This is a genomic window from Weizmannia sp. FSL W8-1119, assembly GCF_038008605.1.
Classification (GTDB): domain Bacteria; phylum Bacillota; class Bacilli; order Bacillales; family Bacillaceae_C; genus Weizmannia; species Weizmannia coagulans.
On the sequence record NZ_JBBOZL010000001.1, the window covers coordinates 891,668 to 906,392 of the forward strand.

Annotated in this window: 13 protein-coding genes and 1 other annotated feature (1 of these 14 only partly in view); of the genes, 9 read left to right on the top strand and 4 right to left on the bottom strand. The window is 45.5% G+C overall.

The window, feature by feature from the left end:
• Positions 1–175, bottom strand: a binding site (T-box leader) (it extends 66 nt beyond the left edge of the window).
• Between the two features lie 101 nt (positions 176–276).
• The gene (locus NSQ19_RS04145) at positions 277–531 is read right to left on the bottom strand and encodes a DUF3899 domain-containing protein (RefSeq protein WP_234969625.1); all 255 of its coding nucleotides are present in this window, start codon (positions 529–531) and stop codon (positions 277–279) included.
• Positions 532–1,021: 490 nt separating this feature from the next.
• Here NSQ19_RS04145 and NSQ19_RS04150 point away from each other — a divergent pair, with 490 nt between their 5' ends.
• From NSQ19_RS04150 to pepF, 9 genes are all read left to right on the top strand, one after another.
• Complete coding sequence (locus NSQ19_RS04150; protein ID WP_340702447.1) at positions 1,022–2,692, top strand: peptide ABC transporter substrate-binding protein; 1,671 nt, start codon at positions 1,022–1,024, stop codon at positions 2,690–2,692.
• A gap of 128 nt (positions 2,693–2,820) precedes the next feature.
• Positions 2,821–3,753 (top strand): oligopeptide ABC transporter permease, encoded by a 933-nt coding sequence (gene opp3b / locus NSQ19_RS04155; protein WP_340702448.1) that lies wholly within the window; start codon positions 2,821–2,823, stop codon positions 3,751–3,753.
• On the top strand, positions 3,750–4,769 hold the full coding sequence (gene opp3C / locus NSQ19_RS04160; protein WP_029141812.1) for an oligopeptide ABC transporter permease: 1,020 nt from the start codon (positions 3,750–3,752) through the stop codon (positions 4,767–4,769). Before opp3b ends, opp3C begins: the two co-directional genes overlap by 4 nt.
• Before the next feature lie 18 nt (positions 4,770–4,787).
• Entirely contained in the window at positions 4,788–5,849 is a 1,062-nt protein-coding gene (locus NSQ19_RS04165; RefSeq protein ID WP_118498036.1) for an ABC transporter ATP-binding protein, read from the top strand.
• Position 5,850: 1 nt separating this feature from the next.
• Positions 5,851–6,792 carry an ABC transporter ATP-binding protein gene (locus NSQ19_RS04170; RefSeq protein WP_017553954.1) on the top strand — a complete coding sequence of 314 codons (942 nt, stop codon included), beginning with the start codon at positions 5,851–5,853 and terminating at the stop codon, positions 6,790–6,792.
• A gap of 278 nt (positions 6,793–7,070) precedes the next feature.
• Positions 7,071–7,466 carry a transcriptional regulator SpxA gene (gene spxA / locus NSQ19_RS04175; RefSeq protein ID WP_013858789.1) on the top strand — a complete coding sequence of 132 codons (396 nt, stop codon included), beginning with the start codon at positions 7,071–7,073 and terminating at the stop codon, positions 7,464–7,466.
• A gap of 365 nt (positions 7,467–7,831) precedes the next feature.
• Positions 7,832–8,491 (top strand): adaptor protein MecA, encoded by a 660-nt coding sequence (gene mecA / locus NSQ19_RS04180; protein ID WP_029141808.1) that lies wholly within the window; start codon positions 7,832–7,834, stop codon positions 8,489–8,491.
• Positions 8,492–8,766: 275 nt separating this feature from the next.
• A complete protein-coding gene (locus NSQ19_RS04185; protein WP_259299096.1) occupies positions 8,767–9,993 on the top strand; it encodes a competence protein CoiA in 1,227 nt (408 codons plus the stop codon).
• Positions 9,994–10,060: 67 nt separating this feature from the next.
• Entirely contained in the window at positions 10,061–11,875 is a 1,815-nt protein-coding gene (gene pepF / locus NSQ19_RS04190) for an oligoendopeptidase F (RefSeq protein ID WP_340702449.1), read from the top strand.
• Between the two features lie 392 nt (positions 11,876–12,267).
• Here pepF and NSQ19_RS04195 read toward each other — a convergent pair whose 3' ends face one another.
• The 3 genes from NSQ19_RS04195 to NSQ19_RS04205 all read right to left on the bottom strand — a co-directional run bounded on the left by NSQ19_RS04195 (position 12,268) and on the right by NSQ19_RS04205 (position 14,005).
• Positions 12,268–12,459 (bottom strand): hypothetical protein, encoded by a 192-nt coding sequence (locus NSQ19_RS04195; protein WP_019721831.1) that lies wholly within the window; start codon positions 12,457–12,459, stop codon positions 12,268–12,270.
• 290 nt (positions 12,460–12,749) lie between these two features.
• Positions 12,750–13,607 carry a ClpXP adapter SpxH family protein gene (locus NSQ19_RS04200; protein ID WP_340702450.1) on the bottom strand — a complete coding sequence of 286 codons (858 nt, stop codon included), beginning with the start codon at positions 13,605–13,607 and terminating at the stop codon, positions 12,750–12,752.
• Entirely contained in the window at positions 13,604–14,005 is a 402-nt protein-coding gene (locus NSQ19_RS04205; RefSeq protein WP_061566779.1) for a globin domain-containing protein, read from the bottom strand. The genes NSQ19_RS04200 and NSQ19_RS04205 overlap by 4 nt, the downstream gene beginning before the upstream one ends.
• Between the last annotated feature and the right edge of the window lie 720 nt (positions 14,006–14,725).

Here is a 14,725-nt window from a genome sequence, read left to right on the forward strand (position 1 = left end):
AATGCCAATTGGAGCCTGGTTAACGCAAGGCGTACGCCGGAAACTAATGAGGTAGCCGCCCGTTCATCTCCGGAGCTCGAAAGCCCATTCCATCTGCAGGCATGTTTGTTCCCACCAGCCACAAACTCTCTGAAATGCCATAAACAGATGTACTCTTCTTTCTCATCGCTTCTATATACAGTTTCATTATAATGAAAAGAAGGAAAAATGTCAAAAACCGCTGTCCGCCAGAGTGCCCGTTTGTATGCAAGACCCAGCCTTTATATGTCCGTCATTTCAGGACGAACTTTGTAGAAAAAGGGCGATTGCCATCAGTACCATCATGAAGACCCCGGTAAGAAGAGGCACGGAAACACGCAGGGTAACCAGCTTCGACAGCGGGCGGACGTCCCCCTCGTTAAATTTGGAAGACATTCTTTGAAACCCGTAAATAAACGCATCAAAAAAACCGGTCCGCGCCATTAAAACCGACGCGGCAAAAAGAATCAAAAGCGCCCCGATCGTAAACGAAGTATTAATATAGCTAAGCAAATCGATTCGCTTATACACCAAAAAAGAAAAAAGTAAAACAAGTAACTGGGAGGCCAGCAACCAACAGACAAGCTTTTTGAACATACGCTCACCTACAAAATGATTTTCATTCATTATACAGGAACAAAAGAAAAGATGAAATAGCGGAAAATCTAAACCTAAATTAAAATTAAATTAAATTTATTAAAATTAATTTAAAAATTATAAATACAACGAAACGCGGAAGTTAAGCGGTTGGCAGCGCTTCCAAATTAAAAAATGTTGTTAAAAAACCTACCAAAGTTTTTTCGTTATTATAGTTTTATTTAAAATTTTTTCAACCTTTTGTAAGGGTTTACAATATTGAAATGTCAACACCTTTTTGGTTTATTAGCCTTTTTACGTAATTAAAAAAGATTAAAAAAATATGTACAAGCCCGTGAAATGTTAGTATAATTAAATTCGAAAAGTCGCTCGCTTTTCAGAAAAATAAAAAAAGGGTGGTTAGCTGATGAAGAAGTCAAAATTTTATGTGTTTATGATGCTGGCTTTTGCTCTGTCGCTCGTCCTCGGCGCATGCGGCGGCGGAAGCAAAAACAGCAGTTCAGGCTCAAGCGGCGGCTCATCCAAAACCAAGCAAGTGCTGAATATGGATGAATCGGCTGAACTTCCGACAGGGGATCCGACACTTGCAACGGATGTCGCAAGTTTTACCGTTTTCGGTAATACAATGGAAGGCCTTTATGTCGTTGGGAAAAACGATGAGCTGAAGCTCGGGATTGCGAAAGCAGAACCGACAGTCAGCAAAGACGGCAAAACGTATACGTTTAAGCTCCGCGAAGACGCGAAATGGTCCAACGGCGATCCGGTTACGGCAAAAGACTTTGTTTACTCCTGGCAAAGGGCCGTGAATCCGAAGACAGGCTCACAATATGCCTATATTTTCGGAGGTGTCATTAAAAACGCCTCAGATATCATTGCCGGCAAAAAAGATCCAAGCACTTTAGGGGTAAAAGCGATTGACGATCACACATTGCAAGTCCAGCTTGAAAAACCGGTCCCTTACTTAAAATCATTGCTGGCTTTCGGCACGTATCTGCCGCTCAACCAAAAATTTGTTGAGTCAAAAGGCAGCAAGTTCGGGACAAATAGCGACAATATGTTGTTCAACGGCCCGTTCGTGTTGAAAGACTGGAACGGCACAGGCCTGACATGGAAATACGTGAAAAACCCGAATTACTATGACAAGAAACATGTGAAACTGAAACAGATCAATGTCCAGGTTGTGAAATCGCCAAGTACCGGGGTCAACTTGTACAATACGGGCAAAATCGACCGGACTGTTTTGAGCGCCGAATATGCGAAACAATATAAAAAGAACAAAGAAGCTGTGACAGTTCCGGAATCAAATGTTTTCTACTTCAAATACAATGAAGTCAGAAACGGCCAGAAAACCGCTTTGGCAAACAAAAATATCCGGATGGCGCTTTCAATGGCTTATGATAAAAAAGCATTTGTTAATACAGTGCTATCTAACGGGTCTTTCCCTGCAAACGGCTTAGTACCAAAAGACTTTGCAAAAGATCCGAAAAATGGCAAAGATTTCCGTACGGAATCCGGTTCTTACCTCCAATATAATCCGACAGAAGCAAAGAAATATTGGGAAAAAGGGTTGAAAGAACTCGGCAAGAAGAACTTAACGCTTGAAATTCTCGGTGATGATACAGATAACGCAAAAACAACAGGCGAATTCTTCCAAAACCAATTGGAAAAGAATCTTCCTGGGTTAACGATCAAACTGAAAAACGTACCATTCAAAAACCGTTTGCAATTGGATACAAACCAAGATTATGACATCCAGGTTGCCGGTTGGAGTCCTGACTACAAAGACCCGATGACCTTCCTCGACTTGTTTGTCACAAACGGGGATAACAACAATTCCGGCTACTCGAATAAAGAATACGATAAGCTGATTGATGAAGCGAAGAACAAATACGGCAACGATCCGGAAAAACGTTGGCAAATCATGCTGCAAGCTGAAAAAGTGCTGATGGATGATGCGGCAATCGGGCCGATTTATCAACGTGCTACATTACGCCTTGTTAAACCGTATGTAAAAGGAATCGAATACCATATATTCGGGCCGGAATACACATTTAAAGATGCATATGTTCAAAAGTAAGAAAACTGCATGACTTCAATTAAAAAGGTAAAAGAGAGTATTTTCTTTCCGAAATACTCTCTTTTCACCGTTAAGCGGATTTTTATGTGAAAAATTTAAACATTCCTTTTCTTTGGGAGGTGTCACGTGTGACGAAGTATATTGTGCAAAGGATTATTTATTTGTGCATTACCTTATTTATTATTGCTTCTTTTACGTTTTTCCTGATGAAATTTTTGCCGGGGACCCCGTTCCGGAACCAGCAAAAATTATCACCGGAACAGGTTCATATCCTGAACCAGAAATATGGACTGAATGAATCTTTGCCTGTCCAGTATAAAAACTATATGGTGAATTTGCTGAAAGGGGATCTCGGCGTTTCTTTCCAGTTTGACAACCAGCCGGTTGCACAGCTGATTGCGGATAGGATGGAGCCGTCCTTGCAGTTGGGGATTCAGGCCATGATTGTCGGCACGTTAATTGGTATATTACTAGGTGTACTGGCGGCAATGTTTCAAAACACATGGATTGACTACGGAAGCACATTTCTTTCGGTCCTCGGTATATCCATTCCCTCGTTTGTATTTGCCGCAGTCCTGCAATATGTGATAGGTGTGAAACTGCAATGGCTGCCGGTTGCAGCTTGGGATGGGTTCGCTTCTTCCATATTGCCCACCATTGCGCTCGCTATTTTTCCGGTTGCCACAGCTGCACGGTTTATGAGAACGGAGCTGATTGAAGTGTTTGGTTCCGATTACATTACACTGGCGAGAGCAAAAGGGAATTCTTACGGGCAAATCGCCTTTAAGCACGCGATCCGGAACGCGCTGATTCCGCTTATTACGGTGCTTGGGCCGCTTGCCGTTAACTTGATGACCGGATCGATGGTTGTCGAACAAATTTTTGCTGTTCCCGGGATTGGCGAACAATTTGTTAAATCCATTCAAATGAATGATTACCCGATTATTATGGGGACAACCCTCTTTTTCTCATTCCTGTTAGTCCTGATTACATTAGTTGTCGACATTTTATACGGTATCATTGATCCGAGAATTCGATTGGCCGGGGGGAATAAATCATGAACAACAACATAGAGGCATTGCCGAAAGAATTATTTGAACCCGCAGCGCCGGATCGCGACCAAAGTGAATTGATTGCCAAACCGCAACTGTCCTTTATGCAGGATGCATGGATGCGCATCCGCAAAAACAAAGGCGCAGTTGTCAGTTTGTTTATTATCATTATTTTAATTCTGATGGCGATCATCGGGCCGCATCTTTCCAAATCGGGCCCGTATGAACAAAATTCATCAAGGGCAAATTTGCCGCCAAGAATCCCTGTGATTGAGAAGCTCGGCATTTTTGACGGGTCCCAGACGGTTGGCGGGCAAAAAGTGAACATGTACGAACAAAACCATATTAAAACGTATTACTGGTTCGGCACGGATGCTCTCGGCCGCGACTTGTTTGCAAGGGCATGGCAGGGGACGAGAATTTCCTTATATATCGCCTTCCTTGCGGCGTTGATCGATATGATCATCGGCGTTTCTTACGGCCTCATATCCGGATATAAAGGCGGGCAGGTCGATAACGTGATGCAGCGGATTATTGAAGTTTTGTCCGGCATCCCGAACTTGATTGTCGTTATCTTAATGCTGCTGATTTTCAAACCGGGGATCCTTTCAATCACGATTGCCATGGTGATCACCGGCTGGCTGAATATGGCGCGGGTCGTCCGCGGCCAGGTGTTAAAGCTGAAAAATATGGAGTACGTATTGGCAGCAAAGACACTTGGCGCTTCGAACATGCGGATTTTATTTAAACATCTGCTCCCGAATTTAACCGGGGTGATTATTATCAATACAATGTTCACCATTCCAAGTGCGATTTTCTTCGAAGCCTTTTTAAGTTTCATCGGGATCGGGCTCCAGTCCCCGGCTGCATCGCTTGGGACATTGATTGAAGACGGTTATAAGACATTTCAGTTCCTGCCGTATTTGATGGCAGTGCCGGGCACGATTATTTGTCTGTTGCTCGTTGCCTTCAACCTGCTGGCTGACGGTTTGCGTGATGCATTTGACCCGAAAATGCGCGATTAAGAAATGAGGTGAAGCCGAATGGAAAAGATTTTGCAAGTGAAAGACCTGAATATATCCTTTCACACTTTTGCCGGTGAAGTAAAAGCGATCCGCGGTGTGAGTTTTGATTTATATAAAGGGGAAACATTGGCAATCGTAGGGGAATCCGGTTCAGGGAAATCGGTGACGACGAAATCGATTATGCGGCTGTTGCCCCCGAACAATTCGGAAATCAAGTCGGGGCAAATCCTGTTCGGCGACGTCGACATTGCCAAAGTGTCAGAAAGAAAGATGCAGTCGATCCGCGGGAAAGAGATTTCGATGATTTTCCAGGATCCGATGACTTCTTTAAATCCGACCATGACAATCGGGAAGCAGATTATGGAGCCGCTTTTGAAACACCAGAAAATGCATAAAAATGAAGCGAAAAAACGCGCAATCGAACTGTTAAAACTGGTCGGCATCCCGAATGCGGAGATCCGTATCAAACAGTATCCCCACCAGTTTTCCGGCGGGATGCGGCAAAGGGTCGTCATTGCCATTGCCTTGGCGTGCAACCCGAAAATTTTAATTGCGGATGAACCGACAACGGCGCTTGATGTTACGATTCAGGCGCAAATTCTGGAACTGATGAAAAAACTGCAGTCCAAAATTGATACCTCCATTATTTTTATTACGCACGATTTGGGCGTGGTTGCCAATGTGGCAGACCGTGTTGCTGTCATGTACGGCGGGAAAATTGTCGAAATCGGAACAGTGGATGAAATTTTTTATAATCCAAAACATCCGTATACATGGGGGCTGATTAGTTCGATGCCGAGCCTCGATGTCAGGGATGAAGAACTGTACGCGATACCGGGCACCCCTCCGGATTTATTGAACCCTCCAAAAGGGGATGCCTTTGCGCCGCGCAATCCGTACGCACTTAAAATCGATTTGGAGCAGGAGCCGCCGATGTTTAAAGTGTCGGATACGCATTATGCCGCAACATGGCTTCTGCATCCGTACGCCCCAAAAGTGGAGCCGCCGGAAGCCGTGAAAAAGCGGATGTACAAGTTTAAAGGGAACGTGCGCCCGGTACCGGCTGAGGAGGGGAAGTAAAATGGCAGTGAAAGAAAAACTGATCGAAGTCAAACATTTAAAACAATATTTCAATGTTGGAAGGGCAAATGAAGTCCGTGCTGTCGATGATCTCACATTTGATATTTACAAAGGCGAAACCCTCGGGCTTGTCGGCGAATCCGGCTGCGGCAAATCGACAACCGGGCGGACGATTATCCGCCTTTACAATGCAACGGCAGGGGAAGTTTTGTATGGCGGCAAAAATGTCCATGACAAAATGTCCCATAAAGAGCTGAAACAGTTCCGCCGGAAAATGCAAATGATTTTCCAGGATCCGTATGCTTCGCTCAATCCGCGCTTGAAAGTGGCCGATGTCATTGCGGAAGGAATTGATATCCACGGGCTTGCAAAATCAAATGAAGAACGGATGCACCGGGTTTATGAACTGTTGGAAACGGTCGGCTTAAGCAAAGAACACGCCAACCGTTATCCGCACGAATTCTCGGGCGGGCAGCGGCAGCGGATCGGGATCGCCAGGGCACTTGCGGTCGATCCTGAATTTATTATTGCTGACGAACCGATTTCAGCGCTGGACGTCTCAATTCAGGCGCAAGTTGTGAACCTGTTGAAAAAACTGCAGAAAGAACATCATTTAACGTATCTGTTCATTGCCCACGATTTGTCGATGGTGAAATATATCAGCGACCGGATCGGCGTCATGTATTTCGGCAAGCTTGTGGAACTGGCCGATGCCGATGATTTGTATAACCATCCGCTTCATCCGTACACGCAGTCCTTGCTATCCGCCATCCCGCTTCCGGACCCTGACTATGAACGGACACGGCAACGGAAAATTTACGACCCGTCCGTCCATCAATATAAGGAAGGCGAAGAAGTAAAAATGCGCGAAGTGGCGCCGCACCATTTTGTCTACTGTTCGGAAAGGGAATTCGAGCAGTACAAAAAAGCTTATAATGGCTGACCATTCTCAAGTGGGAAGAAGAACGCATGTCAGTTGAAGTGCGTTCTTCTTTTCGCTTTTCTATAAATAAATGAAGAATAAGGGTTTAAATAGAGAGAATTGGGGAAAAAGAAGACTATTAAACCGGGGAAAAATACAACAAACTATTTTTCAAAAAAATATATTCAATAACGCGGATATAGTGTATAATACATAATAGAGATTGTTTGATTAAACTTATTTTAATGTGAGAATCAAATGGGAATCCAAATATAAAAATTTAGGAGTGTGAATGCTAGATGGTCACATTATACACTTCACCAAGTTGCACATCATGCAGAAAAGCACGGAACTGGCTTGAAGAAAACCATATTGAGTATAAAGAGCGCAACATTTTTTCTGAACCGCTTTCACTGGATGAAATTAAAGGGATATTGCGGATGACGGAAGACGGGACGGACGAAATTATTTCCACCCGTTCGAAAACATTCCAAAAATTAAACGTTGATCTGGATGCCCTGCCGCTGCAGGAATTATACACTTTGATCCAGCAAAACCCCGGTTTATTAAGACGGCCGATTATCGTGGACGAAAAACGGCTGCAGGTCGGCTATAACGAAGATGAAATCCGCCGCTTCCTGCCGCGGAAAGTGCGGACATTCCAGCTCAGGGAAGCACAAAGGCTTGTGAATTGACAACTTTTATCATTTCTTTTGCCGGATGCCTTTCATACGAATCCTAAACCGGCAAATCACCTCCCAGGTTCCGGCCCGGGAGGTTTTCTTCACCTTTTTGTCATAAAATTGTCAAATAATGAATATGTATTTAGAAAAATTTTGCCTTTAATTTCTGCAGCAAATCGGATACAATACAAAAAAAGATGCAAATGATCTTTTTTTGCCGGATGTTTAAGAAATGGGCCGGCGTGGAATTTTAAAAAGGAAAGTTTTTTTATTTCCATTTGCCAGTATTTTATCATAAAATAAAAGTACAAGGTTACCTATACCTGAATGGGGGAACATGTCCCTTCACTACACCTGCAAGAAGGGAGAGCTGATGTATGGAAATCGAAAGAATCAATGAGAACACGGTGAAGTTTTATATTTCGTACGTTGATATAGAGAAACGCGGGTTTAATCGTGAAGAAATCTGGTATGATCGGGAAAGAAGCGAAGAATTGTTCTGGGAAATGATGGATGAGATTCACACGGATGACGATGTATTTGACCCGGAAGGCCCGCTTTGGATACAGGTGCAGGCGCTCGAAAAAGGGCTAGAAGTGCTTGTCACAAAAGCGCAGTTGTCGAAAGACGGACAGCGTTTTGAGCTGCCGATTCCGGACGAAAAGCTGAAAGAACTGCCAATCGGCGACCAGCTTGAAGAATTCTTCAGTGAGAACTTCCAAACGCCGATGCAGCAGGTTTTCACGGACGGCGATCCGCTCGAACAGGTCTTGTATTTCAAGGACTTTGAAGATTTGCTGGCGCTGGCCAAAAACGTTCGGATGGAAGACGTCAGCACGAAGCTGTACGCCTTTGAAGGCAAATATTATCTGTATGTCCGCTTCCCGGAAGAGGAAACGGAAGAAGCCAATGACTTTAAGTTAAGCCAGCTGCTGGAGTATTCCGACCTTTCCTCTGTCACAAGCCACCGTCTCCTGGAATACGGAAAGCTGATCATTAACAGCAATGTATTTGCGAAATTAAACTCGTACTTTTAATCGATAAAAAATCGGTGCCGCAAACGCATCGATTTTTTTGTTTATCCGGAAAAATGCCGTCCGGGCAAACAGGATTTTTCGCCCCGAGCGGTGAATGTATTCAATACGGCTGTGCATTGCGTTTATACAGCGGTTGCCATAAGGGCCCGGAGATACAGGCCGGCCAATATGGGGCTTGCAGAGAGGCCGGCAACTGCATACGGCCGAATGCCGCCGGCCCAACAAAAGCGGGGATGGTGTTTAAAACGGGCCCCGATACGTTAAAAAAGGAGAGGATGCTGTTGCTTTCTGCGCTGAACGAGCGGGGGGAGCTGATCATGCTGACGGAACGCTTTACAAGATTGAATCTCCAGCAGTTAAAAACCTCCCATACGTTTTACTGCCAGGATTGCCGTGAACCCCTCATTTTAAAAATTGGCAGCCATGTCACCCCCCATTTTTCCCATTACCGCCATTCCACTTGTGCCACATTTTCCGAACCGGAAAGCCCGATGCATTTGCAAGGCAAGAAAGACCTGTTTTTATGGTTGAGGGGGCAGGGCCTCGATGTTTCCCTCGAACAATATTTTCCTTCTATCCGGCAAAGGGCGGATCTTGTGGTGCGCAAATACCGGCAGCTTTTTGCCATTGAATACCAGTGTTCCCCGATCCCGTTCGGGCGGCTGATGGAGAGGACGGCAGGGTACAGGCGCCTCGGCATTTTGCCTGTTTGGATACTGGGCGGCATGCCTTTCCGGTCCCCAGGGAAAGAGGCGGAAAGAGTGTACCGTTGCAGTGATTTTCAATTGTCTTTTTTGCGCCATACCCGGCACCACTTTTATTTATTCAGCTACGCTCCCGGCAAAAGAAAGGTCTGCCTCTTATCCCACATGATGCCCGTATCTGCCAAAACATTCCGCGCATGTTACGCGGAAAAGCCGTTGTCTGCCTTTTCTTTTCCGTTTACAGATGATCAGTTTTCACTTGTTTCCGCCCCTGTCCCGCTCCCTGAATGGTTTGTGGAAAGGCGGCGCTGGATCGGCCTGAAGATCCAGTTTGGAAAAGCCTTTCAAGACCCATTTTTGCGGCACGTTTATGAAGCGGGAATGCACCCTGTGTCCCTGCCGCCGTTTATCGGCCTGCCGCTTTTGCACATGGCCGCCTGTAAACAGCACCCGGTCGAGTGGCAATTTTATGTATGGCTGGATGCCCTTTTCGCATTGCGGACAAATGCGGCGGTTTCACTGGATGAACTGCTGCGGCTGTTTACGGTGAGGATGGAAAAAAAGGAAATTGAATTCAGAAAATCACCGTATGTGCGCGAAAGGAACGCGGCAAAGGCGATGATTTATGAGTATGCGCAGCTGCTCGTACAATTGGGGCTCTGGTCAAAAGGAAAAGCAGGTTACCATATGAATAAAAATGTTTTTGCGCCAAAAAATACAGAAGAACTTGAACATATGGAGCGCCATCTGTCGTCAGCATTGCGGGCGGATGTTTCAAATGGGAAAGCAGAACAGTAGCGGGATTGGGGGAGTTACGCTAAAATGAAAAAAGAAGGAATTTTTTGAGAAGAATGGAGGAAAATTGATGGAAAACGGGAAAAAAGTACACGCGTTGCCAAGCCGGAACGAGGTCCCTGACGAATTAACCTGGAGGCTTGAGGATATTTTTCCGAGTGACGATGACTGGAATAAAGAATATGAAGCAGTAAAAGAAAAGCTGGCCGGTGCCGCTTCTTATCAGGGGAAACTTGGCGAAAGCGCGGAACAGCTTTATCATGCGCTCCAGTTCCAGGATGAAGTGACGGAAAGGTTCGGCAAGCTGTATACATACGCGCATATGCGTTATGACCAGGACACAACGAATGCCTTTTACCAGGGGATGGACAGCAAAGCGAAAAGCCTTGCCGCCCAGGTTGGGAGCGCGTTTGCGTTTGTGGTGCCGGAAATTCTGTCGATTGAGGAAGCGAAACTGAACCAATTCCTGGAAGCTTATGTGCCGCTTCAGCTGTACCGGCATGCATTGGAAGAAATTAATGAAATGCGCCCGCATATTTTATCTAAGGAAGAAGAAGCATTGCTCGCACAGGTTTCGGAAGTGCTGAATACTTCCAGCACCACTTTCGGCATGCTCAACAATGCAGACCTTGAGTTCCCGACAGTAATCGATGAAAACGGCAATGAAGTGCAGATCACGCACGGCCGCTTTACACGCCTGCTGGAAAGCAAAGACCGCCGCGTGCGCAAAGAGGCATTCCAAAAATTGTACGCGACCTACAAAAAATTCACCAACACGTTTGCGAGCACGCTCAGCGGCCAGGTGAAAAAGAACAATGTTGTAGCGCAAATCCGCCATTACCATTCGGCGCGTGAAGCTGCCCTTGCGGCAAACCACATTCCGGAAAAAGTGTACGACCAGCTCGTGGAGACGGTGAACCGAAATCTCGGTTTGCTGCAGCGGTATGTTGCTTTGCGCAAAAAAGTGCTGCAGCTTGATGAAGTGCATATGTACGATCTGTATACGCCGCTTGTCCAGGACGTCGATATGGAAGTGACATATGAAAAAGCGAAAGAGATCGTGCTTGACGGACTCCATCCGCTCGGCGGGGAATACCAGGGCATTTTACAGCAGGCGTTTGAAAACCGCTGGATTGACGTGGTGGAAAACAAAGGCAAGCGGAGCGGGGCCTATTCTTCGGGCGCTTACGGGACCAATCCGTACATTTTGCTGAACTGGCAGGACAATATTGACAATGTGTTCACCCTCGCGCATGAGCTCGGCCACAGCGTCCACAGCTATTACACGCGGAAGAACCAGCCGTATCCGTACGGGGATTATTCCATTTTTGTGGCGGAAGTGGCTTCCACGTGCAATGAGGCGCTGTTGAACGATTATTTGTTAAAAACGATCAAAGACGAGAAACAGCGGATTTACTTATTGAATCATTATCTGGAAGGTTTCCGCGGGACGGTCTTCCGCCAGACGATGTTTGCCGAATTTGAGCATCTGATCCATCAAAAAGCGCAACATGGCGAAGCGCTGACAGCGGAACTTTTGACAGATGAGTATTATAAGCTGAACCAAAAATACTTTGGCACGGATATCGCCATCGATCAGGAAATCGGATTTGAGTGGGCACGCATTCCGCATTTTTATTACAATTATTATGTATATCAGTATGCGACCGGCTTCAGCGCCGCGACCGCGTTAAGCAAACAAATCCTCGAAGAAGGGGAACCGGCTGTCAAACGTTACATCGGCTATTTAAGCGCCGGCAGCTCGGAATATCCGATTGAAGTATTGAAAAAAGCAGGCGTCGATATGGCATCGCCCCAGCCGGTCGAAGATGCGTTAAAAGTATTTGAAGAAAAATTAACGGAAATGGAAAACTTGCTCGGATAAAGAAACAGCGGCGGAATTTTTCTGCCGCTGTTTGACGTATGGGGCCTTTTTTCGAAAGAAGCCAGCGGAAATTTTGCACTGTTTCCGTCGCATTTTTTGAAAAAAAGTTGGCGGGTATGGAAAATCTATTTGCCGGCATTCTAAGAACGGGGCTGCCTTTCATATGATAGGCGGGCGGCGGTACAGTTTCTGCGCCGGATGGTGTGCTTTGAAAAAATGAGGATATGGAAAATTTGCTTGCTGGATAAAAGAATGGCGGCGCCATTACGATTATGGGTCGATTAAATGGCGGCAGCACTGTTTCCGCCGCCGCATGGCTGTAGGGGACCGGAAATAAATGAAAATGGGACACTTTTTATAGATGTAGGCCCGCAGCGCTGTTTTTTAAGCCACTACAAGTGGCGCCTGTTGTTAAATCCTTTAAAACGGTTACGGCGGTTAACATACAAAAGCAGCGCGAAGATGGCCGCGAACAAAAGCGGGGACGTGAGAAAAAGGGGGAGAAGCTTCATCAGCCCGAGCAGATTCAGGCAGAACAAAGCGAAGAAACCGGCGGCAAGGGCCGTAAGTTTGCATTTTTTCATATCCAGTCTCCTTTCATCAAGTTTATACAGGTTCAGTGCTATTTTATGAACAGGCTGCCGCGGTATGCAAAATTTAAATTTGACAGATATGTGAACACTTTAACAAGTACTTGCATTCCGTATAGGGGGGTGCTATTATATAGATGTGAAGTTGATCACAAGCAAACATACCCCTTTGTTTGACCGTGAAAAATTTCTCCCATCCCCTTTGTTCGTGTTGAAAGAGGCCTTGCAAACGCAAGGCCTCTTTCCTATTTTTACATATAAAAATCCCCTGCCAGAGACAAGGGTCAGTTGATATATTTCCAGAATGAGCCGTGCTTTCCTTCGATTTTCCGAACCTTTTGCTGAAGAACGAGCTTTTTCAATTCTTTTTCGGCTTCATGGACCGGCATATCGTACACCACCGCAATTTCCTTTGATGCCACAAACCCGAAATACTTCAGAAATTCCTCCAATGGGGGAAGCGGCAATGGGGAAGGCTCTTTGCCCAGCATCTCCTGAAGAACTTGTACATAAATGTCATAAGAATAAAGTCCAGAAATTTTTAATCCTTCATCTTCAATATGTTCATTAAAGAAAACAAGCGACGGGCTTTCAGTTACTTCCATTTCCGAAGTAATTTTCAAATCGCACTGAAAAGCCTTCGCTGCGCTTTCGGAATGGATGTCTTGCAAAAATTCGTCCACATCGAGGGAAGCGCCTTTTGCACAATCCACTAAAATTTGGATATCCGATATGTTTCGTTTTTCAAGAAAGACGAGTTCCTGCACTTTCCGCAAAAAGCGCAACCCCTGTTTTTTTCCTTGCAGTTCGGCCGCTTTTATTGCAATCGACACGATATAAGGCGACGTAATCGGGTTTTCGATCCATAAACTGCCGTCGCAGGACATGCCGGTGCGGCTCGCCGTTTTTTCCCAGTAATCCGCAACGGCTTCCCGTTTTTTCGGAATGTCGTTCAGATTGGATAATTTTCCGATCAGTACATGGCGGAGGCGGAAATAGACGCCGTACTCGAGGCGCAGCTTTTTTAAAACCGGTTCCAGCGCCCAGCATTCCGGGCAAAGCGGATCGATAAAAACATAGATTTCCAGCGGCTTTTTTGAAAAACAGCTGGAATGTTTCATCAAATCAATCATATTTTTCAATTTGCGTCACCTGGCACATCATCCGGAGTATTGACCATATGCTGTGCGGTCAGGACAAGTCTTTGAAAAAAGAAGTCGCGGAATTCGCCGTCAATCCCTGTTTCGTCCATTGCGGCGCTCATGCAGGACAGCCATGCCTTTGCACGTTTAGGCGTGATTTCATGAGGAAGGTGCCGTGCCCGCAGCATCGGATGCCCGTGCTCTTTCGTGTACAACGGGGGGCCGCCCAAAAACTGCGTTAAAAACTGCTTCTGCTTCCTGGCAACTTCCGTTAAATCATCAGGAAAAATCGGGATTAAATCCGGATGTTTAGCGACCCGCTTGTAAAATGCATCAACAAGCCGGCCAAGTTTTTCTCCCCCAATGATCTCATATGGCACAGTTTTCTTTTCCACCATAGAATAACTGCTCCTTTATCTCGTTTTTATCTTGCGTATATTTGAAATCGACGGAAAGGTTTGCTCATTAAAATTTTTGTCGACATATCTGCCATTTGTTTTTTATTTTATCAAGGGGGCCGCAATAACTCAAACAATCCGCTTTATTTGGCAAACTTTCATAACTTCCTAAGACTTGCTGAAACAGGCGTTAGTTATAATATTCATTTGGAAAACCTGCGCGACCGGTTTGATGGGAGACAATTCATAGGGCTGTAAACGTGGTAAATGTCCTTCATTGGGGTGATGAAGGACAAAACGTATGCGTGTATGACGGCAAACTGTTTTTTTGAAGATGACAAAAGACCAAAACAGGTTGCGCCCGATACGAAATACCTTTTTGAAGGGTTCAAAAGGACAAATTGACCTTCGCTTGGGCCCGAAATGTCTTTTTGAAGCCGTCAAAAGGACAAAAGGAGTGGCGTTGGGACCCGAACTGTCTTTTTAAAGCTGTCAAAAGAACAAAAGGAGTGACGATTGGGTCCAAAATGTCCTTTTGAAACCGTCAAAAGGACAAAACAGGCTGCACCCGGGCCCCAACTGTCTTTTTAAAGCCGCTAAAAGGATAAAAGGAGTAGCGATTGGGCCCGAACTGTCTTTTTAAACTTGTCAAAAGAACAAAACAGGCTGCATCCGGGCTCAAACTGTCTTTTTGAAGCCGCCAAAAGGACAAAAGGAGTG

What these genes read in the sequence shown, in the direction of transcription:
- NSQ19_RS04195 (WP_019721831.1), bottom strand. Translation starts at nt 12,459, where the DNA reads ATGAAAAAATGCAAACTTACGGCCCTTGCCGCCGGTTTCTTCGCTTTG.
- mecA (WP_029141808.1), top strand. Translation starts at nt 7,832, where the DNA reads ATGGAAATCGAAAGAATCAATGAGAACACGGTGAAGTTTTATATTTCG.
- NSQ19_RS04150 (WP_340702447.1), top strand. Translation starts at nt 1,022, where the DNA reads ATGAAGAAGTCAAAATTTTATGTGTTTATGATGCTGGCTTTTGCTCTG.
- NSQ19_RS04170 (WP_017553954.1), top strand. Translation starts at nt 5,851, where the DNA reads ATGGCAGTGAAAGAAAAACTGATCGAAGTCAAACATTTAAAACAATAT.
- spxA (WP_013858789.1), top strand. Translation starts at nt 7,071, where the DNA reads ATGGTCACATTATACACTTCACCAAGTTGCACATCATGCAGAAAAGCA.
- NSQ19_RS04165 (WP_118498036.1), top strand. Translation starts at nt 4,788, where the DNA reads ATGGAAAAGATTTTGCAAGTGAAAGACCTGAATATATCCTTTCACACT.
- opp3C (WP_029141812.1), top strand. Translation starts at nt 3,750, where the DNA reads ATGAACAACAACATAGAGGCATTGCCGAAAGAATTATTTGAACCCGCA.
- NSQ19_RS04205 (WP_061566779.1), bottom strand. Translation starts at nt 14,005, where the DNA reads ATGGTGGAAAAGAAAACTGTGCCATATGAGATCATTGGGGGAGAAAAA.
- NSQ19_RS04185 (WP_259299096.1), top strand. Translation starts at nt 8,767, where the DNA reads ATGCTGTTGCTTTCTGCGCTGAACGAGCGGGGGGAGCTGATCATGCTG.
- pepF (WP_340702449.1), top strand. Translation starts at nt 10,061, where the DNA reads ATGGAAAACGGGAAAAAAGTACACGCGTTGCCAAGCCGGAACGAGGTC.